The following is a 22,881-nucleotide window of genomic DNA, read 5'->3' as shown; positions in this document are numbered from 1 at the left end:
GTCCACGTTAACAGAGAAAAGTTGATCTCTGTCCCCGGCGCGTCTACGCTCAGGCCATGAGTGCTGATGCCGCGCCCGCGTACGGAGTCGATTCGGAGGTGGGCCGCCTTCGCAGCGTCATGCTCCACCGCCCCGCCGGGGAGCTGCGCCGCCTGACGCCGCGCAACAACGGCGCCCTCCTCTTCGACGGCGTCCCGTGGGTCGAGCGCGCCCAGGAGGAGCACGACCGCTTCGCCGGGGTCCTCCTCGAACACGGCGTCGAGGTCCTGTACCTCAGTGTGCTGCTTCGCGAATGCCTCGAACTCGACGAGGCCCGCGAGGCGGTCACGGTCGGCGTCGCCGCCGACCCGCGCCTGGGCCAGACCCTCGGCCGCGAACTCGCCGCCTACCTCTCCGGTCTGGACCCCGAGCGGCTCGCCGCCGTCCTCGTCGAGGGCCTCACGAAGGAGGAGTTCGGGCCGTCGAGCAGCCTGCGGCACCGCATGATGCGCGCCACGGAGTTCGTGGTCGACCCGCTGCCGAACACCATGTTCACCCGCGACTCCTCGGTGTGGATCGGCGACGCCGTCGCCGTCACCAGCCTCGCGATGCCGGCCCGCCGCCGCGAGACGACCCTGACGGGCATCATCTACCACCACCACCCGCGCTTCGCCGACGTGCCGAAGCTCTACGACCCGTCCCTGGAGCACCTCGAGGGCGGCGACGTCCTCGCGCTCGCCCCCGGCGTCCTCGCGGTCGGCGTCGGCGAGCGCACCACGCCCGCCGGGGTGGAGCGCTTGGCGCGCAAGGTGTTCGAGCGCGGCACGATCCACACGGTCCTCGCCGTCCCGATCGCGCAGCGCCGCGCCACGATGCACCTGGACACGGTGTGCACGATGGTCGACCGCGACCGCATGGTCATCTACGCGCCGGCCGCCCAGCGCCTGGAGTCGTACACGATCACCCCGGACGGCGACCGCATCGCGATCGAGGGCCCGCGCCGCTTCCTCGACGCCGCCGCCGACGCCATCGGCGTCCCCGAGATCGAGATCATCCACACCGGCGAGCGCGACGTCGTCACCGCCGAGCGCGAGCAGTGGGACGACGGCAACAACACCCTCGCCCTCGCCCCCGGCGTGGCGGTCGCCTACGAGCGCAACACGGTCACCAACGGCCGCCTCGAACGCGCCGGCATCAAGGTCCTCACGATCCCCGGCTCCGAACTCGGCTCCGGCCGCGGCGGCCCCCGCTGCATGTCCTGCCCCACAAGCCGAGAACGCCTCACCGTCTAGCGGCGCTGCGAGGGCTTCGGATAACACTGCGGGTTCCGCAGCCGGTCGCCCCGGCTGCGATCCGACTGGGGTCGGTACTGCAGGACGCAGGTACCAGACTCGGCGGCGGACGAGGAACGTGTGGGCGTTCGCACCGAGCCAGCACACCAGCATGTGCACTGTCGTGGAGGCATCGTTCGTGCTGGCGAACCAGTAGACGATGACACCGAGGTATGCGGCCATGGAAGTGAAGTTCTCCCAGCTCGGACGCCGCACAGCAGCGATCAGGAACGTGATCGGTGTTCCGAGGCCGAGCGTGTAGAACGGGCTCAGTGCCCAGATGATCGAACTGATGAGCACTCCTGTACTCGGCTTCTGCCATGCACGGCGGGCGGAGGGCCCGGCAGGAGGCGGTATCCGCACCGAATGATCCAGGGAAGACGTCGGCTGCGCCGGGTCGAGGTCTGCGGTGGGAGTCGGCGTCAGCCGATCATGCGAAGCGCTGAGCGGTCGGCGGAGGCAGGGATCGAGGACCTCGTTGCGGGCCGCTGTGAGCAGGAGGATGGCGAGCGCCGTGGCGGCGAGCGCGACGGCGGCCACGACAGCCTGTCCGGGGCTGAGGGACCTATCGGCCGACGTGGTCTCCGGTTGGTCCGCAGGTGAGAAGATCGCGATCAGGGCATAGAGGATCGGGCACCAGACGCCGAAGGCGATCGCAGCCGTGCGCCAGCGGGGATCGGCGGTCTTCGAGTAGGCGTGAAGGAATGCGATCCATGCGAAGGCGCTGACAGTGAACCCGGCAACGTAGTAGTACCACCTCAGTGGCCGTGCGTTCGGGGCTGACTGCACCGCCCGAGGATGCGGAGCCGGAGGCTGCACCCGAGGCGGCGTCGAGTAGAAGCCAGGGGCGGAGGCGGGGGCTGCGGCAATCGACTTTTGGATCGGCGATGTGAGGGCGGCATCCAAGCGAATTGCCGACATCGAGACCGGCTCCACTTCCTGGGTCTCGAGGTCATAGGTGAAGAGGGCGATCTTCTGCTCGTCTGCGAACAGCCGAGCGTCTCTCGTGAAACCCGAAGCCGCGTAGAACAGCCGCGCGGTGTTCGCCGGAGCAGCGCCGTTCAGGCGTTGGATGTCCGGCCGCGTCACGGTCTTGTTCCAGTGTTTCACCTGGGCTACGGCGGCAGCGGCTTCGACGTCGATGCCGCCGTCGGCACCGGCGCTGGTGGTTTTCGCGTCTTTGAATCCGAGGTGGCGCATGTGGTCCGCTGCGAACTGCTCCGCAACGGGCCAGTCATCTCTGTTGAACATGGGCACGAGGAGCTTCCTGGTGCGAGGGGAGGGCGGAACCCATCCGACAGCGTGTGAGCGGTCGACTCCGGATGGAAGCTAAAGACTAACTGCCTGTTGTGGACGCGAAATCACCCGTACGGCTTGGGAATCGGTGTTGTCGGCTATCCGACTCGGGCTGTTCTTCACATCGAGGGCGATGCGGCAGAAGGCCGCGACCCCGAGCGGGGTCGCGGCCTTCGCGGCAGTGTCTAGATGTTCGCGGCGATGTCGCGGCGGAAGTAGCCGCCTTCGAGCTTGATGCCCTCGGTGATCGCGTACGCCTCCTGGCGGGCCTGGGCGACGGACTTGCCGGTGCCCACGCAGCCGAGGACCCGGCCGCCGGTGGCGATCAGCTGGCCGGAGGCGTCGAGGGCCGTGCCGGCGTGGAGGACGCCCTCGGCGTCGGCGCCGTACAGCGGGCGGCCGGTGACCGGCGTGCCCGGGTAGCCCTCGTTCGCGACCACGACGCACACGGCCGCGCCCTCGCGCCACCACAGCGAGCCGAAGTCGGCGAGCTTGCCGGTCGCGGCCGCGTACAGCAGCTGCCCGAGCGGCGTCTCCAGCAGCGCCAGCACCGCCTGGATCTCCGGGTCGCCGAAGCGCGCGTTGAACTCGACGACCTTGAGGCCCTTCGAGGTCAGCGCGAGACCGCAGTACAGGGTCCCGACGAACGGGATGCCGCGCCCGGCCAGCTCGGCCAGGGTCGGCTTCGCGACGCGCTCCATGACCTCGGCGACCAGGTCGTCCGGGGCCCACGGCAGCGGCGTGTACGCGCCCATCCCGCCGGTGTTCGGGCCGGTCCCGCCCTCGCCGATGCGCTTGAAGTCCTGCGCGGGCAGCATCGGCTTCGCGCTGGTGCCGTCGGCGATCACGAACAGGGAGACCTCGGGCCCGTCGAGGTACTCCTCGATGACCACGCGCTCGCAGTCGAGCGCGTGCGCGAGCGCCTGCTCGCGGTCCTCGGTGACGACGACGCCCTTGCCGGCGGCGAGGCCGTCGTCCTTGACGACGTAGGGCGCGCCGAACTCGTCGAGCGCGGCCTCGGCCTCCTCGCGGGTGCGGCAGACGCGCGCGGCGGCGGTCGGCACGCCCGCGGCGGCCATGACCTCCTTCGCGAACGCCTTCGACCCCTCGATCCGGGCGGCCTCGCCGCCGGGACCGTACACGGGGATGCCCTTCGCCCGGACCGCGTCCGCGACGCCGGCCACGAGCGGGGCCTCCGGGCCCACGATCACGAGGTCGGCGGCGGAGGTCACGGCCAGGGAGGCCACCGCGGCGGGGTCGGTCTGGTTCACCGGCACGCACTCGCCGAGCGCGGCCATGCCGGGGTTCCCCGGAGCGCAGATGAGCTTGGTGACGGATTCGTCCGCGGCCAGGGCCGCCGCGAGGGCGTGCTCGCGGCCGCCGGAGCCGATCAGGAGTACTCGCACAGGGCCAGTTTACGGGGCGGATACGTGCTGGTTAACCGCCACGCCGAGTGGTTCCGCTTACTGGAACCCCGAGTCCCCCTCGCGGGCGATCCCCTCTTCGGGGGACACGGGCCTCGCGAGGGCATGTTCCTGTCGGACCCGCGCGGGAGGATCGCACCTCATACTTCCCCGGGGTGGGTGGGGGTTCGGGATGGAACACCTCCTACCCCATCCACCCGCCCTCCGGGCGGAGCGCGCCCGCGGCGCTCGCGCCGAATGCCAGCGCCAAGCGCGCGGCGCCCAGGCGCGAGCGCCCTGCGGGCGCCGCGCTCCGGCCGCAGCATGCACGCGTGCGCGAAATCGGCGCGGCCGGGATGTGGGCGAGGCCCTGACCAGGAACACCGTCTGTACAGGCCTGTACAGACGGTGTCATCATTGCCCCGTGACTGCGAATGTGCTCGCCGAGCGTTATGCCTCCGCCCCTATGCGCAACATCTGGGACCCCGTCGGCAAGATCAAGGCCGAGCGGCGGCTCTGGCTCGCCGTGCTCCAAGCGCAGCACGACCTGGGCGTCACCGTCCCCGACGGCGTCGTCGCCGCCTACGAGCGCGTCCTCGACCAGGTCGACCTCGCCTCGATCGCCGAGCGCGAGCGCGTCACCAAGCACGACGTCAAGGCCCGCATCGAGGAGTTCTCCGACCTCGCCGGCCACCAGCACATCCACAAGGGCATGACCAGCCGCGACCTCACCGAGAACGTCGAGCAGATGCAGGTCCGCCAGTCCCTCGAACTCGTCCGCGACCGCATCGTCGCCGCCCTCGTGCGCCTCGCCGCCCGCGCCGAGCAGTACCGCGACCTCGTCATGGCCGGCCGCAGCCACAACGTCCCCGCCCAGGCCACCACCCTCGGCAAGCGTTTCGCGACCTGGGCCGAGGAGCTCCTCGCCGCCCACGACCGCATCGAGGACCTCCTGCGCCGCTACCCCCTCCGCGGCATCAAGGGCCCGGTCGGCACCGCCCAGGACATGCTCGACCTCTTCGACGGCGACACCGCCAAGCTCGCCGAACTCGAGCGCCGCATCGCCGGCCACCTCGGCTTCGAGCGCGTCATGGACTCCGTCGGCCAGGTCTACCCGCGCTCCCTCGACTACGAGGTCGGCACCGCCCTCGTCCAAGCCGTCGCCGCGCCCTCCTCGGCCGCGCTCACCATCCGCCTCATGGCCGGCGCCGAGCTCGCCACCGAGGGCTTCATGCCCGGCCAGGTCGGCTCCTCCGCCATGCCGCACAAGATGAACACCCGCTCCTCCGAGCGCGTGAACGGCCTCGCCGTCGTCGCCCGCGGCTACGCCTCCATGCTCGGCGAGCTCGCCGGCGACCAGTGGAACGAAGGCGACGTCTCCTGCTCGGTGGTCCGCCGCGTCGCCCTCCCCGACCTCTTCTACGCCGTCGACGGCCTCTATGAGACATTCCTCACGATTCTCGACAACTTCGGGGCCTACCCGGCCGTCATCGGCGCCGAACTCGACCGCTACCTCCCCTTCCTGACGTCCACAAAGGTCCTCATGGAGGCCGTCAAGCAGGGCGCCGGCCGCGAAGACGCCCACGAGGCCATCAAGGAGCACGCCGTCGCCGTCGCCCGCGCCATGCGCGAGGAGGGCCAGCGCGGCAACGACCTCTTCGACCGCCTCGCCGCCGACCCCCGCCTGCCCCTCGACCGCGCCGGCCTCGACGCGCTCGTCGCGAATACGGGTGAATTCACCGGCGCCGCAGGCGATCAGGTCGACCGTGTCGCCGAAAGGGTGGCCGAAGCGGCGAAAGCGCACCCCGAGGCGGCCGCCTACCGGCCCGCCGGCATCCTCTGATCGGCTGTGACCTGGCACCGACCCCGTTACGCGGCGCTGGCCCAGGTCACCGCCGGTGAATATGCTGGTCCTGTTGTCCCGTCCATGTGACCGACAGGAGTGCGACCGTGGCCCGTGTAGTGGTCGACGTGATGCTGAAGTCCGAAATCCTCGACCCCCAGGGCGAGGCCGTCCTCGGGGCGCTGCCCCGCCTCGGCGTCACCGACGTGGCGTCGGTGAGGATCGGCAAGCGCGTCGAGATCGAATTCGACGAGAACGCCCAGAACGTCGAGGAGCAGTCGCGCGTCATCGCCGACCAGCTCCTGGCCAACCCCGTCATCGAGAGCTTCACCGTGTCCGTGGAGCGCGACCCGGTCGAGGCGGCATGAGCGCGCGCATCGGGATCGTCACGTTCCCCGGCTCGCTCGACGACCGGGACGCCGCCCGCGCGGTGTACCTGGGCGGCGCCGAGCCGGTGGCGCTGTGGCACGACGACACCCAGATCCACAGCGTGGACGGCGTCTGGCTGCCCGGCGGGTTCTCCTACGGCGACGCGCTGCGCTGCGGCGCCATCGCCCGCTTCAGCCAGGTGATGGACACCGTGAAGGCCGCCGCCGCCCAGGGGATGCCCGTCCTCGGCGTCTGCAACGGCTTCCAGGTCCTGTGCGAGTCGCACCTGCTGCCCGGCGCCCTCGTGCGCAACGCGCACCTGCGCTACCGCAACCGCCCCGCGCGCCTGCGCGTGGAGACCGCCCGCACCGCGTGGACCTCCGCGTTCGCGCCCGAGGCCGAGGTCGTCTTCCCCGCCAAGCACGGCGAGGGCCGGTACGTCGCCGACGAGGCGACCCTCGACCAGCTCGAAGCGAGCGGCCGGGTCGTCTTCCGGTACCTCGACAACCCGAACGGCTCGATGCGCGACATCGCCGGGGTCGCGAACGAGGCCGGCAACGTCGTCGGCCTCATGCCCCACCCCGAGCACGCCGTCGAGGCGCTCACCGGGCCGTCCACCGACGGCCTCGGGATCGTCGCCTCGGTCCTGGCCCACCTCAGCGAGGGAGCGAGACGATGAGCCAATACGTCGCCGTGGACACCGTCGGCGTCGCCGAGGCGACCCCCGACGAGAAGCAGCCCTGGGCCGAGCTTGGCCTGAAAGAGGACGAGTACCAGCGGATCCGCGAGATCCTCGGCCGCCGCCCCACCCAGTCCGAGCTCGCCATGTACTCGATCATGTGGTCCGAGCACTGCTCGTACAAGTCGAGCAGGGTGCACCTGCGCCAGTTCAACGAGAAGAACCCGCGCACCCCGCGCCTGCTGGCCGGGATCGGCGAGAACGCCGGCGTCGTCGCCATCGACGACAACATCGCCGTCACGTTCAAGGTCGAGTCGCACAACCACCCGTCGTACGTCGAGCCCAAGCAGGGCGCGGCCACCGGCGTCGGCGGCATCATCCGCGACATCATCGCGATGGGCGCCCGCCCGATCGCCGTCATGGACTCGCTCCGCTTCGGCGCCATCGACCACCCCGACACCGCCCGGGTCCTCCCGGGCGTCGTCGACGGCATCGGCCACTACGGCAACTGCGTGGGCCTGCCGAACATCGGCGGCGAGACCTACTTCGACCCGTGCTACCAGGGCAACCCGCTCGTCAACGCGCTCAGCGTCGGCGTCCTGCCCCGCTCGCGCCTCCAGTCGATGCAGGCCTCCGGCACCGGCAACATCGTGATCCTCCTCGGCGCCAAGACCGGCCGCGACGGCATCGGCGGCGTGTCCGTCCTCGCCTCCGCGACCTTCTCGGAGTCCGGCGAGGACGACGCCCGCCCGTCCGTCCAGGTCGGCGACCCGTTCACCGAGAAGCTCCTCATCGAGGTGTGCCTCGAACTGTTCGACGCCGGCCTCGTCGTCGGCGTCCAGGACCTCGGCGGCGCGGGCCTCACCTGCGCCCTGAGCGAGACCGCGGCCGCCGGCGACGGCGGCATGCACGTCGACCTCGAACTGGTCCCCCTGCGCGCCAAGGGCATGGAGCCGCACGACATCCTCGCCTCCGAGTCGCAGGAGCGCATGCTCCTCATCGTCGACCCGGCGAAGGCCGAGGAAGTCCTCGCCCGCGCCCACCGCTGGGGCCTGCTCGCCACCGCGATCGGCACCGTCACCGACTCCGGCCGCCTCGTCGTGGACTTCCACGGCCAGACCGTGGTCGACGTCCCGCCGAAGTCGCTCGCCGACGAGGGCCCGGTCTACAACCGGCCCATCGCCGAACCGAACGACCTGGGCCTCATCGCGGTCGACCGCGCCGAGACCCTCCCGCGCCCGACCACCGCCGAGGAGATCCGCCAGACCGTCCTCGACATGGCCGCCAGCCCGAACCTGTGCGACAAGTCGTGGATCACCGAGCAGTACGACTCCTCGGTGTTCGGCAACACCGTCCTCGGCACCCCGCACGACGCGGGCGTCGTCCGGCTCGACGAGCGCACCGGCGTCGGCATCGCGATCTCCCTCGACGGCAACGGCCGCTTCGCGCGGCTCGACCCGTACCTCGGGGCGCAGCTCGCCCTCGCCGAGGCGTACCGGAACGTCGCCGTCACCGGCGCCACCCCGATCGCCGTCTCCGACTGCCTGAACTTCGGGTCCCCCGAGGACCCGCACGTGATGTGGCAGTTCGAACGGGCCGTCACCGGGATCGCGGACGGCTGCCAGAAGCTCGGCATCCCCGTCACCGGCGGCAACGTCTCGTTCTACAACCAGACCGGCCGCGAAGCGATCCACCCGACGCCCGTCATCGGCGTGCTCGGCGTCATCGACGACGTGGCCCGCCGCATCCCGCTCGGCCTGGGCCGCACCGGCGACACGATCGCCCTCCTCGGCACCACGCACGAGGAGCTCTCGGGCTCGGAGTGGGCCTCGGTCAAGCACGGCCACCTCGGCGGCGTGCCGCCGAAGGTCGACCTCGACCACGAGATGAAGCTCGCCGACCTGCTCTCGCGCCTCGCCGAGACCGAGCAGCTGGCCGCCGCGCACGACCTCTCGCAGGGCGGGCTCGCCCAGGCGCTGGTCGAGGCGATCAGCTTCTCGGGCATGGGCGCGCAGATCCTCCTGCCGGAGGGCGCCGACCCGTTCACGTACCTGTTCTCGGAGTCGTCCGGGCGGGTGCTCGTGGTGATCCCGCGCGGCCAGGAACTCGCGGTGCGCACCGCCTGCGAGTCCCGCGGCCTGCCGATCACGCCGCTGGGCGTGGCCGACGCGAACACCGACGGCCTCCACCTCCGCGACCACTTCGACATCACCCGGGACGAGATCGACGCCGCCTTCAAGGGCCGCATCGGCGCCCGCCTCGGCGAGTAACGACACACCGCACGACCACGACCGCCCCGGCGCTGCGCGCCGGGGCGGTCGTGTTGCGGCGCATGCGAACGGGCCAGGCATCGCCTGGGAAAGGGCCCCCGGTTTCCACGGTAGCGGGGCGTACCTGAAGGGGAGCTGAAGCGGCGCACGCGAAAGGCCCGGGTATCGGCCGGGGAAGGGCCCCCGGTTTCCACGGTAGCGGGATGTACCTGAAGGGGAGCTGAAGCGGCGCACGCGAAAGGCGCAGGTCCCGGCTGGGAAAGGGCCCCCGGTTGCAACGCTAGCCGGGGGTTCCTGAAGCGGAGCTGAAGCCGCTATACCTCTTCTTCTTCTGCTGCTTCTTCTGCGCCGGCTTCGTCGCCGAGGGGCTCGCCGTGGGGGCCGGTCAGGGGAAGGACCGCGGTGAGGTCGGCGCGCTGGCCGGAGGCGGAGACGCGGCCCGTGGCCACGGCGTCGGCGAAGGCGGTGCGGCCGGCCGCGAGTTCGACGAACACGAGCGGTTGACATTCGATGACGTTGGGCGGCGTGCCCCGCCGGTGGCGCGGGCCCTCGACGCACTGGACCGCCCCGTACGGCGGCACCCGCACCTCCACCGAGTGACCAGGGGCTTTGGCGGCCAGGGCGCGCAGCAGCTCCCGCACCGCCGCCTTCAAGGTGTCCTTGTCCGGCACCTCGTCGTTGTCGATCGCCGCGATGGCGTCGGCCACAGCGTCCACGGAGAGACCTCCCGGTCACGTTAGACTGCCCGTTACGGCACGTTGCCGAACGGCGATGATCGCCGCCGACTGATCGCCCGCGGCACCGTCCGCACCCCGGTCCCGTAACCGAAATGAGACCAGGCATAGTGGCGACGACGGCCCGCTTCCGTGGGTTCGTCGTGCCTGCCCGCTGCGGACCGCCGCGGGCCGGCGTAGGAAGCACATGCCCAGGAGGGGATGTAGATGACCGGAGCGGCCGAACCGAGCGGGACCCAGAGTAACGTCCCGCCGTCCCGGCGCAGGCGAGGGGTCGGCCTGGGTTCGCGCCTGGCCGGACTCGCCGCGACGGCCGGCGTCCTGCTGCTCGGCGTCCTCGCGTTCCCGCAGGCCGCGGCGGCCCAGCAGGGCGAGTTCTCGGCGCAGATCAACAGCCAGAACCCGATGATCGACATCGGCGGCTCCCCGGCCTCCGTCTCCGTCACCCTCACCGCCTGGCACCAGGACCCGATGGGCAAGGACGCCGACGTCTCGGCCGAGCTCAACGGCCTCGACGACTACGCCTACCTCACCGTCCAGGACGGCGGCGGCTGCACCATCACCGGCGACGCCTCGGTCAAGTGCGAGGACGTCCCCGGCGGCCAGCAGCGCACCATCACCTTCCTCGTGAACCCCTACCCCGACTCCGACCTCCCCGAGGGCGAGCAGGAGATGGGCGAGTTCAAGGTCAAGTACAACGGCGGCGACACCTCCACCAACGTCACCGTCATCGGCCACGCCCAGAACGCCGTCACCCAGATCACCGGCACCGTCACCTCGAACGGCGAGCCCGTCGAGGGCGCGAAGGTCGTCCTCTCCGACGGCGAGGGCGAGGAGCACGAGACCGAGACCGGCGGCGACGGCGCCTTCACGATCACCGGCGACGGCAACCCGATCGCCCCCGGCGACATGACCATGACGATCACCAAGGAGGGCTTCGAGGAGAAGACGGAGGAGCTCACGGTCGAGTCCGGCGAGTTCAACCTCAACGTCTCCCTCGCGCAGGCCGAGGTCGAGGAGACCACCTCCGCCGCGGCCTCCAGCGCGCCCCCCGCGAGCGAGGAGCCCTCGGAGACCGACGAGCCCGAAGAGGCCGGCATCTCCGGCACGCTGCTGACCCTCATCATCATCGGCGCCCTGCTCGTCGTCGGCGGCATCGTCGGCATCGTCTTCCTGCTGCGCGGCGGCAAGGACAAGGAAGAGGACGACGGCGAGTCCTTCGCCCCCGACGGCCCGCCCGAGCACACGCCCACCGCCGCCCAGGTCGGCACGCCCGGCGTCTACCAGGCCGGGCCCGCGCCCGGCTCCGACGCGCCCACGATGATCCACCCCGGCGGCCTCGTCGACCCCGCCGCGGCGACCCAGTTCGGACCCGCTTACGGCGGCAACGACTCCACGCAGGTCATGCCGCAGTCCGGCTTCGGCGCCCCGCCTCCGGCCGGGCCGGTCGGCCCCGACGGGACCACGATCCTCCCGGTCGTGAAGACCCCCGGCGGCCCCGGCTCCTCCGACGCGACCCAGATCATGCCGCAGGCGAACCTGTCGAACCAGCCGCCCGCGGCCCCGCACGGCTCCTTCGGCGCCGACGCCACCCGCCCGCACCCGTCGCCGACCGGCGCGTTCGGCGCCGACCCGGCCGCGACCCGCCCCCACCCGGGCCCGACGCCGACCGGCTCGTTCTCCGACGCCGGCCGGCCGTCGCCGAGCCCGTACGGGGACCTCGGCGCGACCCGCCCGCACCCGGCCCCGACCCCGCCGCCCCCCGGCGGCATGTTCGAGCCGCAGAACCCGGGCCTGGTGCCGCCGCCGTCCGAGCCGCGCTACGGCGGCCCGAGCGCGCCGCAGGGCCAGCAGAGCCAGCCGCAGTACGGCCCCGGCTCGCCCGGGTTCGGCGGCCCGAGCCAGCCCGGCCAGGGCTACGGCGCCCACGGTTCGCCGAGCGCGCCCCAGGAGCCCGCGGGCTACCAGAGCCAGCCGATGCGCCGCGACCCGTACGCGCCGCCGACCGAGCAGCCGGGCGGCACCCGCCCGATGCCGCAGTACGGCGACCCGTCCCAGCCGCAGGCGCCGTACGGCGCCCAGCCGGACGCCGACCCCGACGACCCCGACTCGCGCCGCACCGAGCGCCGCGGCTGGGGCGAGTGGGACGACCGCCCGCGCTCCTGGTGACCTTGCGGGCGGGGTGACGTCCGGCGCTCATGGTGACCGATGGGCGGGGCGACCGCCCGGCGCCGCCTTCCAGTGCGCCGCCCGGTGATACCGGCCTCGCTGGGCGGAAATGCGCTGAGTTTCACCGTGTCGGGGAGGGGCACGGCACACACCCGCGCTCGTTGGACGGTGGCGACTTCCCGCAGGTCCGATAGACTGACAGAGGTCGCGCAGATGAACGCGTGGTGCTCTCACCGGGCCACGGCGGACCTTGCGAGGCATACCTTTGCTCAGCCAACTGAGGAGTTGCAGTGGCCCGAGGTGACGGTCGACTCACCACGGAACTCGATCCCGACAATCCCGGTCCTCGCGACGCCTGCGGCGTCGTCGGCATCTGGGCCCCCGGGGAAGAGGTCTCGAAACTCACCTACTTCGGGCTCTACGCGTTGCAGCACCGCGGCCAGGAGGCAGCGGGCATCGCCGTCTCCGACGGCGCTCGCACGGTCGTCTACAAGGACCTCGGCCTCGTCGCCCAGGTCTTCGACGAGTCCACCCTCGCGCCCCTCCAGGGCCACCTGGCCATCGGCCACGCCCGGTACTCCACCACCGGCGCCCCCACCTGGGAGAACTCCCAGCCCACGATCCGCTCCACCTCCACGGGCACCGCGATCGCCTTGGCGCACAACGGGAACCTCGTGAACACCGCCGACCTCCTGAAGGAGGTCGACCGCCTCGGCCTCGACATGGGCGGCACCACCTCCGACACGCACCTCATCACCGCGCTCCTCGCGGCCCGCCCCGACGAGTCCGTCGCCGCGGCCGCCGAGCGGGTCCTCCCGCAGCTGCGCGGCGCGTTCTGCCTCGTCTTCATGGACGAGAACACGCTCTACGCCGCCCGCGACCCGCAGGGCGTGCACCCGCTCGTCCTCGGCCGCCTCGCCTCCGGCTGGGCCGTCGCCTCCGAGACCGCGGCCCTCGACACCATCGGCGCCCACTTCGTGCGCGAGGTCGAGCCCGGCGAGCTCATCACGATCGACGAGCACGGCCTGCGCTCGGTCCGCTTCGCGAACCCCGAGCCCAAGGGCTGCCTGTTCGAGTACGTCTACCTCGCCCGCCCCGACACCAAGCTCGCCGGGCGGAACGTCTACGCCACCCGCGTCGAGATCGGCCGCACCCTCGCCAAGGAGCACCCGGTCGAGGCCGACCTCGTCATCGGCGTCCCCGAGTCGGGCATCCCGGCCGCGATCGGCTTCGCCGAGCAGTCGGGCATCCCGTACGGGCAGGGCTTCACGAAGAACCAGTACGTGGGCCGCACCTTCATCCAGCCCTCGCAGTCCCTGCGCCAGCTCGGCATCCGCCTCAAGCTCAACCCGCTCGTGGACCAGATCAAGGGCAAGCGCCTCGTCGTCGTCGACGACACGATCGTCCGCGGCAACACCCAGCGCGCCCTCGTGCGGATGCTCCGCGAAGCGGGCGCCGTCGAGGTCCACATCCGCATCTCGGCGCCGCCGGTGGAGTGGCCGTGCTTCTACGGCATCGACTTCGCCACCCGCGCCGAGCTCATCGCCGGCTCGCTCGACGTCGACGGCATCCGCGCCCAGATCGGCGCCGACTCCCTCGGCTACGTCTCGATGGACGGCCTGGTCCGCGCCACCGAGCAGCCCGCGTCCCGCCTCTGCATGGCCTGCTTCGACGGGAACTACCCGATCGAGCTGCCCGCCGCCGACCTCATCGGCAAGCACCTGATGGAACCGCAGCCCCAGTCTGCCGCGTCTCATTCACCCACTGCACGGTCCTCAGCGACCCAGTCGAAGCGATCCACCGAAGCGAGCACGCAAGTGCGGGAAGGGACCACAGCGTGAGCAGCGGCACCACCACTCAGAAGACGATCTCCTACCAGTCCGCGGGCGTCGACATCGACGCCGGGGACCGGGCCGTCGAGGCGCTCAAGCCCTCGATCAAGAAGACGATCCGGCCCGAGGTCGTGGGCGGTATCGGCGGGTTCGCCGGCCTGTTCGCGCTCGACACCGAGAAGTACAGGAAGCCGCTGCTGGCCTCCTCCACCGACGGCGTCGGCACCAAGCTCGTGATCGCGCAGAAGCTCGACATCCACGACACGGTCGGCATCGACCTCGTCGCCATGGTCGTCGACGACCTCGTGGTGTGCGGCGCCGAGCCGCTGTTCCTCCTGGACTACATCGCCACCGGCCAGGTCGTGCCGGAGAAGATCGCCGACATCGGGGCGGGCATCGCCGACGGCTGCCGCTACGCCGGCTGCTCCCTCATCGGCGGCGAGATCGCCGAGCACCCGGGCGTCATGAAGCCCGACGACTACGACATCTCGGCGACGGGCGTGGGCGTCGTCGAGGCCGACCAGCTGCTCGGCCCCGAGCGCGTCAAGGCCGGCGACATCGCGATCGCCATGCGCGCCTCCGGCCTCCACTCGAACGGCTTCTCGCTGGTGCGCGAGGCCCTGTTCGGCGTGGGCAAGCTCGACCTGGGCACCGTGGTGCCCGAGTTCGGGAACCAGCGCACCCTCGGCGAGGAGCTGCTGACCCCCACCCACATCTACGCGAAGGACTGCCTCGAGCTCGCGAAGGAGTGCGACGTGCACGCCTTCGCGCACATCACCGGCGGCGGGCTCGCGGGCAACCTGGTCCGGTCCCTCCCCGAGGGCCTCCAGATCGAGGTGGACCGCGGCACCTGGACCCCGAACCCGGTGTTCGACATGGTGCAGCGCACCGGCGGCATCGGCATCGAGGAGATGGAGCGCACGTTCAACATGGGCGTGGGCATGGTCGCGATCGTCGCGCCCGACCAGGTCGACCGCTCGCTCGCGGTGCTCACCGCCCGCCACGTCGAGGCGTGGACGATCGGCGAGGTCACCGAGGGCGGCGCCGGCGTCAAGCTCGCGGGCGACTATCTGACGGCTGGCTAGGGATCCCGGGGGCCGCCTGCGGCCCCCCGCTCTCGGCCGCCTCCGCGGCCAGGGCCGCTTCCAGGGCCGCGTCCTGGCGCTTCTTCGCGCGGATGCTGAGCCCCAGCCAGACCAGGCCGATCACCGGCAGCACGGCCGCGAGCACGAGCGCCTGCTCCAGCGGCAGGTTCGGGGTGATCGCCACGCCGATGAGCAGGATCGTCGCGATGAGGATGGTCTTGCGAGTGGCCGGCTCGAACACCATGAGCGGCCCGATCGGCACGTTGTGCCAGTCGACGCGCTTGGCGGAGCGGATGATCAGGATGCCCAGGAGGAACCCGGCGATCGAGTCGGTGAGCCAGTGCTGGCCGCTGTAGAGCTGGCCGAGGAACACCATGCTCGGCGGCGCGATGAGCAGCGTCAGCCGCAGCCACTTCGGCAGCAGCCCGCCCACGAGCATCACGATGAGGCCGAACAGCAGGATCGAGTTCACCGCGTGCCCCGAGGGGTACGCGGTCGCGGGCGCGACCCCGCCGCCGCCTTCGAGGTAGTACGTGAACAGCATCGGCCCGTCGGGGGAGACCTCCGCGAGCCGCAGCGGGTGCTGCGAGAGCGGCCGGCCCAGCCAGTGCTTCATGCCCAGGATGATCGCCAGCGTCATGAACGAGAGCACGAACATGAGCATCGGCCGGATGCTCCGCGAGCGCAGCGCGCACCACACCGAGAACGCCAGGCCGACCGAGGCGCCGGCCTCGCCCTCGCCGACCATCGCGATCGTGCGCCCGAAGTCCCACAGCCACTGGATCTTGTGCTCCACGGTCCACATCCGCACCTCGTGGTCGAGGGTCACCAGCGGGGAGGGGAACATGAGGAGGACGGTGATGACGAGGAACACCGCGAACATGATGATGTCCGGCCACCAGCTCTTGGGCCGCTCGCCGAACGGCTCCCAATCGAACCAGCCGACCGGAATGTAACGGCGCAGCGGCGTCACCAGCTGCTTCACTACGGACTTGTCGCTGACTGTTACACCTCGGTCCGTTATGTTCGCGCTCCGGCGCGGGGTCGTAGACCGGTTCGATTCAGAAGACATATACGGATGTTCGCCGGTCAAAGTGAATTTTGAGCACGCCACACCCGAACTGGACCGAATTTGTTATCAGGTCGGTATATATGGTGTGGTTTGCGACGCAACATCGATGAGCTGCATCGACACTCAGCGATACCGGTCACGTTCCCCACACGGGTCGTAGGACGAAGGTCCCGGCGGGCCCGGGGCCGCGGGACGATGACCGGGCGGGCGCGGGGGCCTACGCTCGGTCCCCGGCGGGTCCGCCGCGGACCCGTTGGAGCTGAAGGGGATTCGCATGTCGAGGATCGAAGGCGCCCGCCTGCCGGTGTGCCGCACCTGCGGGGTCCAGTACGGCGCGGCCCGCGAGGACTGCCCGATCTGCCTGGACGAGCGGCAGTACCTCCCGGCGGACGGTCAGCAGTGGACGACCCTGCACGACCTCCGTGTCGCCGGTCACCGCGGGCGGATCGAGGAGGAGGGCCCGGGCGTGATCGGCGTCGGCGCGGCCCCGTCGTTCGCGGTCGGCCAGCGCGCCTTGCTGATCCGCTCCCCGCACGGGAACGTGCTGTGGGACTGCTTCGGCTACCTGGACGACGACCTGGTCCGCGAGGTCGAGTCGCTCGGCGGTGTGAGCGCGGTCGCGGTGAGCCATCCGCACTTCTACGGCGCGATGACGGAGTGGGGCCGGGTCTTCGGCGCGCCCGTCTACGTGCACGAGGCCGACCGCGAGTGGGTGGGCCGGCCCGATCCGGTGGTCGAGTTCTGGTCGGGTGAGACCCGGGCCATCGCGCCGGACCTCACGCTCGTGAACGCGGGCACGCATTTCGAGGGCGGTTCGGTGCTGCACTGGAGCGGCGACCCGGACGGGCGCGGGGCGCTGTTCAGCGGCGACATCTTCGGCGTGGTGGCCGACACCCGCTGGCTCACGTTCATGTACTCGTTCCCGAACTACATCCCGGAGCGGCCGCGCACGATCCGGCGCGCGATCGCGCTGATGGAGCGGTTCGCGTTCGACCGGGTGTACGGCGCGTTCTGGGGCCGGGTGGTGGTGGCGGACGGCAGCGCGGCGCTGCGCCGCTCCGCCGAACGCTACCTGCGCTTCGCCCTTGACGACGGCCCGGTCGACGGTTCGGCCGAGGGCACGGTCGGCGGCCCGGTGGACGGCTCCATCGGCGGCTCCGTGGGCGGCTCGCTCGGCGGTCCGGCGGGCGGCGCTGCCGGCGAGGGCGGCGCCGCGTCCGGTCCCGGCGACGCCCTCGGCGACGGCTCCTGAGCCGCGCTCCCGGTTTCCCTACGCCGCAGCGGGAAGCGGGTACTTCACGCCGGTGAGCTGCTCGGAGACGTCCCACAGTCGGCGGGCCGTGTCGGTGTCGTACGCCTGCGGCACGAACTTGACGACGGCCGGGGCGCCCTTGCGCTCGCCCCTGCCGTCGGGGCCGATGTACTGGCCCCCTTCGGCTTTCGGTTCGGTGGCGGCGTAGAGCTGGGGGAGCGCGCCGGCGGCGGCGGACTGGGTGGTGAGCGGCACGACCATCCGGCCGACGACGCGGATCAGGGTGCTGGTGCTGCGCAGCAGCCCGGTGGCGGAGAGCCCCGGGTGCGCGATGAGGCTCTTGGCGCCGCTCCCGGCGGCGCGGAAGCGGCGTTCGAGTTCGAGTCCGAAGAGGGCGTTCGCGAACTTGGACTGGCCGTAGTAGCGCACGGGCGTGTAGCCGCGTTCGCCGCTGAGGTCGTCGAAGTGGATGCGGCCGTGCCCGTGTGCGAGCGAGGAGACGGTGACCACGCGCGGGTCGTCGCCGCCGAGCCGGTCGAGGAGGAGGCCGGTGAGCGCGAAGTGCCCGAGGTGGTTGGTGGCGAACTGGGATTCGTGGCCCTGCGGGCTGAGCGAGCGCGGCGGGGCCATGATGCCGGCGTTGTTGACGAGCACGTCGAGGCGGCCCTCGAAGGCGTCGGCGAAGGCGCGCACCGAGTCGAGGTCGGCGAGGTCGAGCGTGCGCACGTCGAGGTCGGCGCCGGGCACCTCGTCGGCGATGGCCGCGGCGGCGGCCTTGCCCGCGGCGGCGTTGCGCACGGCCATGACGACCTTCGCGCCGCGCCTCGCCACGGCCTTGCTGGTCTCCAGGCCGAGGCCCGAGTTCGCCCCGGTGACGAGGAAGACCCGCCCGGTCTGGTCGGGGATGTCGGCGGTGCTCCATGTGCGGCCCATGTCGGCTCCTTGCGGTCGGTAAAATGAACCTGGCTTCATTTTTATCATGAACCATGATTCAGGTTATGGCAAATCCGCAGGACCGCCTATGATGCTTCGCGGGGAGAGGAGACCGGATGCCCGAGGCACGGCCGATGCGCGCCGACGCCGCGCGGAACCGCGCGAAGATCATGGAGGCCGCGAACCGCCAGATCATGGCCCGCGGACCCGAGGTGCCGATGGAGTCCATCGCCGAGGACGCCGGCGTGGCCGTCGGCACCCTCTACCGGCACTTCCCCACCAAGCAGGACCTGGTCGTGGCCGTCCTGGAGCAGTGCTTCGGCGCGCTGCGGGAGGCGGCCGAGGCCGCCGGGGACCGCGTCGAGGCCGGCGCGAGCGCCATCGTCGAGTTCACGGCCTTCGCGCGGATCGTGATGGAGGAGGCCGCGAGCAACCTCGCCATGAAGGCCGCCGCCCGCTCGCTCGGCGCGGACTACCACGAGGACGAGGACCGCCGCCGCGGCGAGGCCGCGATGCAGCGCCTCATCGACGCGGCCAAGGCCGAGGGCACGGTCCGGCCCGACCTCAGCCTCGAGGACTGCCAGCTGTTCTTCGTCACCGTGCCGGTGGACCAGCCGCCTGCGGTCCGCGAGCGCTGGTTCGACCTCATGATCGACGGCTTCCGCGCGGGCGCGGCCCGCCCGGCCCCATCAGCGGCTCAGTAGGTCAAGGGCCCCTTGAGGACCGAGAGCGCCGTGATCCGGTCGCCCTCCCAGGTCAGCGAGGGGTCGTCCTTCGTCAGGCGGCCCCAGAGCATGAGCAGCAGGTTTCCGGCGGTGCCGTGGACGTCGGCCACCGGGTCGCCCGGCCCGTAGATCCACCACTCGCCGCTGTCGGAGGCGTTGAACTTCACGCAGGCGTCCGGCGGCCAGGCCTTGCCGACCCCGACCATCTTGGGGGCCAGCACATCGAGGACCTCGGAGACGCCCGCGCCGGCCAGGTCCGGGTCCAGCGGGGCCGGGTCGCCGACGGCCTGCTGCGCGTCCCATCGGTGCAGCATCGTCTCGACCGCGATCGACCGCTGCCAGTACCCGGCGTTCGGCGGCGTGAAGTGCCCCCAGGCCGGAGTCTCGGGATCGACGTCGAGGGACATCACCAGCAGCTCCGCGGTCCCTTCGAGCCAGCGGAGCAGTTCGCCGCGGTCCTGGGGCGCCAGCGGCGGCGCGCCGTCCGGGGGCGTGTCGCCCCCGGTCCACTCGGCGACGCACGCGGCGGTGAACAGGTTCGAGTGCCCCACCGCGCGCGCCAGCCCGGCGAGGTCGATCGGCTCCGCGAACTCCTCCCGGTACGCGATCGACGCCCCCAGGTCGCCCGAGGCGACGCACTCGCGGAACGCGTCCATCTCGCGTCGAAAACACCGCAGATATGAAGCACCGTCCATGTCCCAAGCCTATCGGCGAGCTGTCACCGCCCAGGAACGGGAGCGCCGGACAGGACCGGGCCCCGCCCGTCATTCGACGGGTGCGGGCACCCAGGTGATCGAGCCGGGGATCTCGCCTGTCGTGGCGGAGGCGGTCACGGCACCTCGCACCGAGCGGGAGTGCACCCGAGGCACTGGACGAGCGCATCGGACGGCCCTGGCGGCTCGCACCCATGCGCGATCGCGCCCAAGGTGCTCGGGCCGCAGTATCCCCACCCTGTCGCCCAACTCGAAGGCAGGCCCTTGACCAGGCATTCTGCGAAGTTATCCACAAGTATGAAGTTCACATTCGACACTCACTGGCCCATTCTGTTGTAGTGGATAGCAAAAACGCCATCCGGTATCGGCGGGATGGCGGCGACAGAGGGGGATTCGCGAACGTCGCCATACCGAGGCCCGAGCGCGGGAAGCCGCCCGCGCTCGGGTCCCCGCCGGTACCACCGCTCCGCGGAGCGTGCGGGCGGCCGCCCTGACGAGGACGGCCGCCCGCAACAAATCGAGACCACCACAAACCAAGACCGCAGAACCAAGACCACAAGACAAGGCCAGTCCGAGCCGATTGGAGCTAACAGCTAACCGGATTCTCGACAACGCGTCGAGCAGGCCGAACAGGTCAAACAGGGTGAGCAGTGAATGGTCGGGCCCCGAGACGGTCACCGACCGCGGCGGCCCATGGATGAACAGATGAAGGGATGAACGGCCCTCAGTGCTTTTGTCAACCTCTACCCTTGGCGGTGCCAAGTCTTATGTGGAACTTTCGCTCCTACCCATGAACACCAAGGGCCGAGCGAGTTCGCTCGGCCCTTTCTTGATTTCTGGGTATCTAACCCGGCAGCGCCGAGGAGGGCACGGAAGTCCTTGAGCGCGAGGTCGAAGACGGGCGAGTCCTCGCCGAGCTTGGAATCCCGCAGGTGGAAGCCGTCTTCGGAGCAATGGGCCACCTCAACGCAGGAGGAGGTGTTCGTGGAGCCGCTGCGGGAGCTCTTCCGCCAGGCGCGGCGAAGTTCGACGCAGTTCGACTGGTTGGTGCCACCGCTGCGAGTGCTCTTACGCCAGGAGGTCACGGCAGTATTCATTGAGGAACTCCTTCAACGGTATCCCGATTTGCCACATGGCCTGACCGGCCTCATGGTACAGGGAGACCAGGTGCTCCTCCTCGATGCACCAGCTCCGGTTGGGGAATCCCTCCGAGTAAACGAAGACCGGGAGATTGACCTCCGCGCCGCCGCCTTGATAGACGTCGATCGGCGTGCTTCGAGCTGGATGAAACTGGTTGATGACTCGAATTTCGATATTGGCGAGCGAGTCTTGTCCGAGCATGTCGCTGACCAGTTCCCGGCGCACTGCCTCGGGCAGTGATTGAAGGTGGTAAATCGCGCTGTCGCCGATCAGGTACTGGATTTGCGGCCCCGGCTCGCGGGCTCGAAGTAGGGTTCGACGGCCCTCCTTGAAGGTCCAGCCTTGCTCGGCCACGAGGTCGGTCAGCTTCTCGGCGACCTTGAGAACTAGGAAGTGGTAGGCCCGAGTCTGGAGCGGACCTGGGATGAGGAAGGGCTCGTACTTGAAGATGATTCCGGCATTCTGCTCGGCCTTGGCGAGGGCGATCGCGTGGAGTCGGGGGTGGGCTTCCAGGACACGGTGGTCGTTGCCCTCCAGGATGAGTTCCAGGTAGAACTTCAGCTCGGCGTCCAGGCCGTAGACCTCGGCGACCTTGGCGATCGCCCCGTAGGGCGGGTGGTGGGTGCCCCGCTCCCAGTTGTAGATCGTGTTCGGGGTGACACCCAGGGCTAGGGCCGCGCCCTTCTGGGTGACGCCGGCTGCATCCCTCGCATCTCGCATCAGGATCGCGACTAGCCATTTCATGAGCTTCAATCGGATCATCCCCGAACCTCCGATAACCGCGCTTAGTGGGACTCCATGATGGCATGTCCTGAACTTGAGCGAAATACCAGTAAATAAGGGCCACAAAGGTTTTACTCCAAAACTTTGGCCCCCAAAATTTGTGGGTCGGTGGTTGGGGCTAAGCAACTGCTAGCACGCGCCGTCTTGTTTTCCCAGCTCAACGGCCATACCTTCGAATCAAGCGCAACGGCCTTGAAGCCCGAGCCGCTTGATGGGGGCATCGGAGTGCCGTGGCCGAAGGTGGGTTCGACCGGCACTCCGATGCGATTCCATCGGATATCCGACAGTTCCCTGACCGAGTCCGAAATGGAGGAAGACCGATGGGCAAGGCGAGACTGAGCGTCGCGGACCTGGCCGCGTTGGAGCGCGGGCGGTTCAGTGACGGGCGCAGGAGCTACACCGTCCGGGCCTCCGGGCCGGTGTCGCCGGATTCGTTCCAGGTCTACATGACCGACAATGCGGCCGACATCGTGCTGATCGTCTCGGGCCTGACCTCCGGCTGCCTTCACGCCACCTGGGGCGAGGAGTGGCGGTCGGCTCCGGAGCGGGCGCGGGAGTGGTTGCGGGCGTGGGCGTTCCATGTCTTCCACAACGGCGACCAGTCGGTGCCGGCGCGGCCCGCGCCCCGGCGTGAACGGCACTGCGATGGGTGACGGCGACGACTGGCTGGGCGACTTCACCCGGGGCCCGGCGGTGTTCTCCTTGTACCGCTTGGGGATTCGCTCGGGCGGGCACCCCCTGGGTCCGGCGGAGTACCGGATCGACTGCAACGACGGCGCGGGCCCGCGCGTCATCTGCCGCTACTTCGACGAGCCCGAGGCGGTGCCGGAGTGGTTCGGCGCGTGGCGGAACGACGAGTGGTGCCCCTGGATCCTGGAGCGGGCCAAGGCGCTCGTGGCGAACCCCCGCAACACCTGACTTTCATCCTCCCTATGGCCCGGTCGGGGGTTGGTGGGCCCCCGACCGGGCGCTTCCCCCCATGGGGGACTGCGCCGGTCGCGGTTCGCCGCCCGGGTAGGGCGCAGGCCGGGCTCAGCGCCACCTCGCCGCGGCCCGGCCCGCGAATCCATGATGCGCCACCGCATGCGCAGCGTTGCGCCGAAACGCCGCCATCCGCGCGCGTTCACTCGCGCGACACCACCTGTCTCAGCACGAGTTCACGCGCGGCGGCGCCGCCTGCCTCAGCGCGTTCACGCGCTACGGCGCCGCCTGCCTCAGCGCGTTCACGCGCTACGGCGCCGCTGTCTCAGCGCGCGATCACGCGCTGCGATGC

At 70.6% G+C, this 22,881-nt stretch carries 18 protein-coding genes and 2 pseudogenes; 12 read left to right on the top strand and 8 right to left on the bottom strand.

Annotated features, from left to right (window positions below; all coding sequences use genetic code 11):
- Positions 1-56 precede the first annotated feature (56 nt).
- Positions 57-1,271, top strand: a complete 1,215-nt coding sequence (locus EIW28_RS13100) for an arginine deiminase (protein ID WP_125248132.1) — start codon at positions 57-59, stop codon at positions 1,269-1,271.
- 1,008 nt (positions 1,272-2,279) lie between these two features.
- Here EIW28_RS13100 and EIW28_RS25660 read toward each other — a convergent pair.
- Both EIW28_RS25660 and purD read right to left on the bottom strand, forming a co-directional pair.
- Positions 2,280-2,561: pseudogene (locus EIW28_RS25660) on the bottom strand (restriction endonuclease); the annotation flags it as partial.
- Positions 2,562-2,791: 230 nt separating this feature from the next.
- On the bottom strand, positions 2,792-4,012 hold the full coding sequence (gene purD, locus EIW28_RS13090; RefSeq protein ID WP_125248131.1) for a phosphoribosylamine--glycine ligase: 1,221 nt from the start codon (positions 4,010-4,012) through the stop codon (positions 2,792-2,794).
- Positions 4,013-4,406: 394 nt separating this feature from the next.
- On the opposite strand from purD, the gene purB reads away from it, so the two are divergent.
- From purB to purL, 4 genes are all read left to right on the top strand, one after another.
- Entirely contained in the window at positions 4,407-5,852 is a 1,446-nt protein-coding gene (gene purB / locus EIW28_RS13085) for an adenylosuccinate lyase (protein ID WP_408612215.1), read from the top strand.
- Between the two features lie 107 nt (positions 5,853-5,959).
- Positions 5,960-6,220 (top strand): phosphoribosylformylglycinamidine synthase subunit PurS, encoded by a 261-nt coding sequence (purS, locus tag EIW28_RS13080; protein WP_125248129.1) that lies wholly within the window; start codon positions 5,960-5,962, stop codon positions 6,218-6,220.
- Positions 6,217-6,900: a phosphoribosylformylglycinamidine synthase subunit PurQ gene (gene purQ / locus EIW28_RS13075; protein WP_125248128.1), complete on the top strand. Its 684-nt coding sequence runs from the start codon at positions 6,217-6,219 to the stop codon at positions 6,898-6,900. Before purS ends, purQ begins: the two co-directional genes overlap by 4 nt.
- Entirely contained in the window at positions 6,897-9,170 is a 2,274-nt protein-coding gene (purL, locus tag EIW28_RS13070) for a phosphoribosylformylglycinamidine synthase subunit PurL (RefSeq protein WP_125248127.1), read from the top strand. The genes purQ and purL overlap by 4 nt, the downstream gene beginning before the upstream one ends.
- 386 nt (positions 9,171-9,556) lie before the next feature.
- Here purL and EIW28_RS13065 read toward each other — a convergent pair.
- Positions 9,557-9,877 (bottom strand): annotated as a pseudogene (locus EIW28_RS13065) (sterol carrier family protein); the annotation flags it as partial.
- Between the two features lie 234 nt (positions 9,878-10,111).
- On the opposite strand from EIW28_RS13065, the gene EIW28_RS25400 reads away from it, so the two are divergent.
- The 3 genes from EIW28_RS25400 (at position 10,112) to purM (ending at position 14,990) form a co-directional block, all read left to right on the top strand.
- The gene (locus EIW28_RS25400) at positions 10,112-12,073 is read left to right on the top strand and encodes a carboxypeptidase regulatory-like domain-containing protein (RefSeq protein WP_125248126.1); all 1,962 of its coding nucleotides are present in this window, start codon (positions 10,112-10,114) and stop codon (positions 12,071-12,073) included.
- Positions 12,074-12,363: 290 nt separating this feature from the next.
- Entirely contained in the window at positions 12,364-13,914 is a 1,551-nt protein-coding gene (gene purF / locus EIW28_RS13055; protein ID WP_125248125.1) for an amidophosphoribosyltransferase, read from the top strand.
- Positions 13,911-14,990 (top strand): phosphoribosylformylglycinamidine cyclo-ligase, encoded by a 1,080-nt coding sequence (purM, locus tag EIW28_RS13050; RefSeq protein ID WP_197717233.1) that lies wholly within the window; start codon positions 13,911-13,913, stop codon positions 14,988-14,990. The genes purF and purM overlap by 4 nt, the downstream gene beginning before the upstream one ends.
- On the opposite strand, the gene EIW28_RS13045 is transcribed toward purM, so the two are convergent.
- Positions 14,956-15,975, bottom strand: a complete 1,020-nt coding sequence (locus EIW28_RS13045) for a phosphatase PAP2 family protein (RefSeq protein WP_125248124.1) — start codon at positions 15,973-15,975, stop codon at positions 14,956-14,958. The genes purM and EIW28_RS13045 overlap by 35 nt on opposite strands.
- Before the next feature lie 361 nt (positions 15,976-16,336).
- Here EIW28_RS13045 and EIW28_RS13040 point away from each other — a divergent pair, with 361 nt between their 5' ends.
- Positions 16,337-17,314, top strand: coding sequence for an MBL fold metallo-hydrolase (locus tag EIW28_RS13040; protein WP_197717232.1), 978 nt, complete (start codon positions 16,337-16,339; stop codon positions 17,312-17,314).
- A gap of 18 nt (positions 17,315-17,332) precedes the next feature.
- On the opposite strand, the gene EIW28_RS13035 is transcribed toward EIW28_RS13040, so the two are convergent.
- The gene (locus EIW28_RS13035; RefSeq protein WP_125248123.1) at positions 17,333-18,247 is read right to left on the bottom strand and encodes an oxidoreductase; all 915 of its coding nucleotides are present in this window, start codon (positions 18,245-18,247) and stop codon (positions 17,333-17,335) included.
- Between the two features lie 116 nt (positions 18,248-18,363).
- On the opposite strand from EIW28_RS13035, the gene EIW28_RS13030 reads away from it, so the two are divergent.
- On the top strand, positions 18,364-18,951 hold the full coding sequence (locus EIW28_RS13030; protein ID WP_125248122.1) for a TetR/AcrR family transcriptional regulator: 588 nt from the start codon (positions 18,364-18,366) through the stop codon (positions 18,949-18,951).
- On the opposite strand, the gene EIW28_RS13025 is transcribed toward EIW28_RS13030, so the two are convergent.
- The 3 genes from EIW28_RS13025 to EIW28_RS13015 form a co-directional block, all read right to left on the bottom strand.
- Positions 18,945-19,667 (bottom strand): maleylpyruvate isomerase family mycothiol-dependent enzyme, encoded by a 723-nt coding sequence (locus EIW28_RS13025; RefSeq protein ID WP_125248121.1) that lies wholly within the window; start codon positions 19,665-19,667, stop codon positions 18,945-18,947. The genes EIW28_RS13030 and EIW28_RS13025 overlap by 7 nt on opposite strands.
- Positions 19,668-20,428: 761 nt before the next feature.
- A complete protein-coding gene (locus EIW28_RS13020) occupies positions 20,429-20,782 on the bottom strand; it encodes a DUF397 domain-containing protein (RefSeq protein WP_125248120.1) in 354 nt (117 codons plus the stop codon).
- Entirely contained in the window at positions 20,754-21,587 is an 834-nt protein-coding gene (locus tag EIW28_RS13015) for a Scr1 family TA system antitoxin-like transcriptional regulator (protein WP_125248119.1), read from the bottom strand. The genes EIW28_RS13020 and EIW28_RS13015 overlap by 29 nt, the downstream gene beginning before the upstream one ends.
- 341 nt (positions 21,588-21,928) lie before the next feature.
- Here EIW28_RS13015 and EIW28_RS13010 point away from each other — a divergent pair, with 341 nt between their 5' ends.
- Positions 21,929-22,261 carry a hypothetical protein gene (locus tag EIW28_RS13010; RefSeq protein WP_125248118.1) on the top strand — a complete coding sequence of 111 codons (333 nt, stop codon included), beginning with the start codon at positions 21,929-21,931 and terminating at the stop codon, positions 22,259-22,261.
- Positions 22,254-22,526 carry a hypothetical protein gene (locus tag EIW28_RS13005; RefSeq protein WP_125248117.1) on the top strand — a complete coding sequence of 91 codons (273 nt, stop codon included), beginning with the start codon at positions 22,254-22,256 and terminating at the stop codon, positions 22,524-22,526. The genes EIW28_RS13010 and EIW28_RS13005 overlap by 8 nt, the downstream gene beginning before the upstream one ends.
- The last annotated feature ends 355 nt before the right edge of the window (positions 22,527-22,881 follow it).

This window comes from Glycomyces terrestris, assembly GCF_003933745.1.
GTDB lineage: Bacteria > Actinomycetota > Actinomycetes > Mycobacteriales > Micromonosporaceae > Glycomyces > Glycomyces terrestris.
This window is presented reverse-complemented; position numbering and strand designations above follow the sequence as displayed.

Coding starts and splice junctions, on each gene's coding strand:
- EIW28_RS13100 (WP_125248132.1), top strand. CDS start 57: ATGAGTGCTGATGCCGCGCCCGCGTACGGAGTCGATTCGGAGGTGGGC.
- purQ (WP_125248128.1), top strand. CDS start 6,217: ATGAGCGCGCGCATCGGGATCGTCACGTTCCCCGGCTCGCTCGACGAC.
- purL (WP_125248127.1), top strand. CDS start 6,897: ATGAGCCAATACGTCGCCGTGGACACCGTCGGCGTCGCCGAGGCGACC.
- EIW28_RS25400 (WP_125248126.1), top strand. CDS start 10,112: ATGACCGGAGCGGCCGAACCGAGCGGGACCCAGAGTAACGTCCCGCCG.
- EIW28_RS13040 (WP_197717232.1), top strand. CDS start 16,337: ATGTCGAGGATCGAAGGCGCCCGCCTGCCGGTGTGCCGCACCTGCGGG.
- EIW28_RS13035 (WP_125248123.1), bottom strand. CDS start 18,247: ATGGGCCGCACATGGAGCACCGCCGACATCCCCGACCAGACCGGGCGG.
- EIW28_RS13030 (WP_125248122.1), top strand. CDS start 18,364: ATGCCCGAGGCACGGCCGATGCGCGCCGACGCCGCGCGGAACCGCGCG.
- EIW28_RS13025 (WP_125248121.1), bottom strand. CDS start 19,667: ATGGACGGTGCTTCATATCTGCGGTGTTTTCGACGCGAGATGGACGCG.
- EIW28_RS13020 (WP_125248120.1), bottom strand. CDS start 20,782: ATGAATACTGCCGTGACCTCCTGGCGTAAGAGCACTCGCAGCGGTGGC.
- EIW28_RS13015 (WP_125248119.1), bottom strand. CDS start 21,587: ATGATCCGATTGAAGCTCATGAAATGGCTAGTCGCGATCCTGATGCGA.
- EIW28_RS13010 (WP_125248118.1), top strand. CDS start 21,929: ATGGGCAAGGCGAGACTGAGCGTCGCGGACCTGGCCGCGTTGGAGCGC.
- EIW28_RS13005 (WP_125248117.1), top strand. CDS start 22,254: ATGGGTGACGGCGACGACTGGCTGGGCGACTTCACCCGGGGCCCGGCG.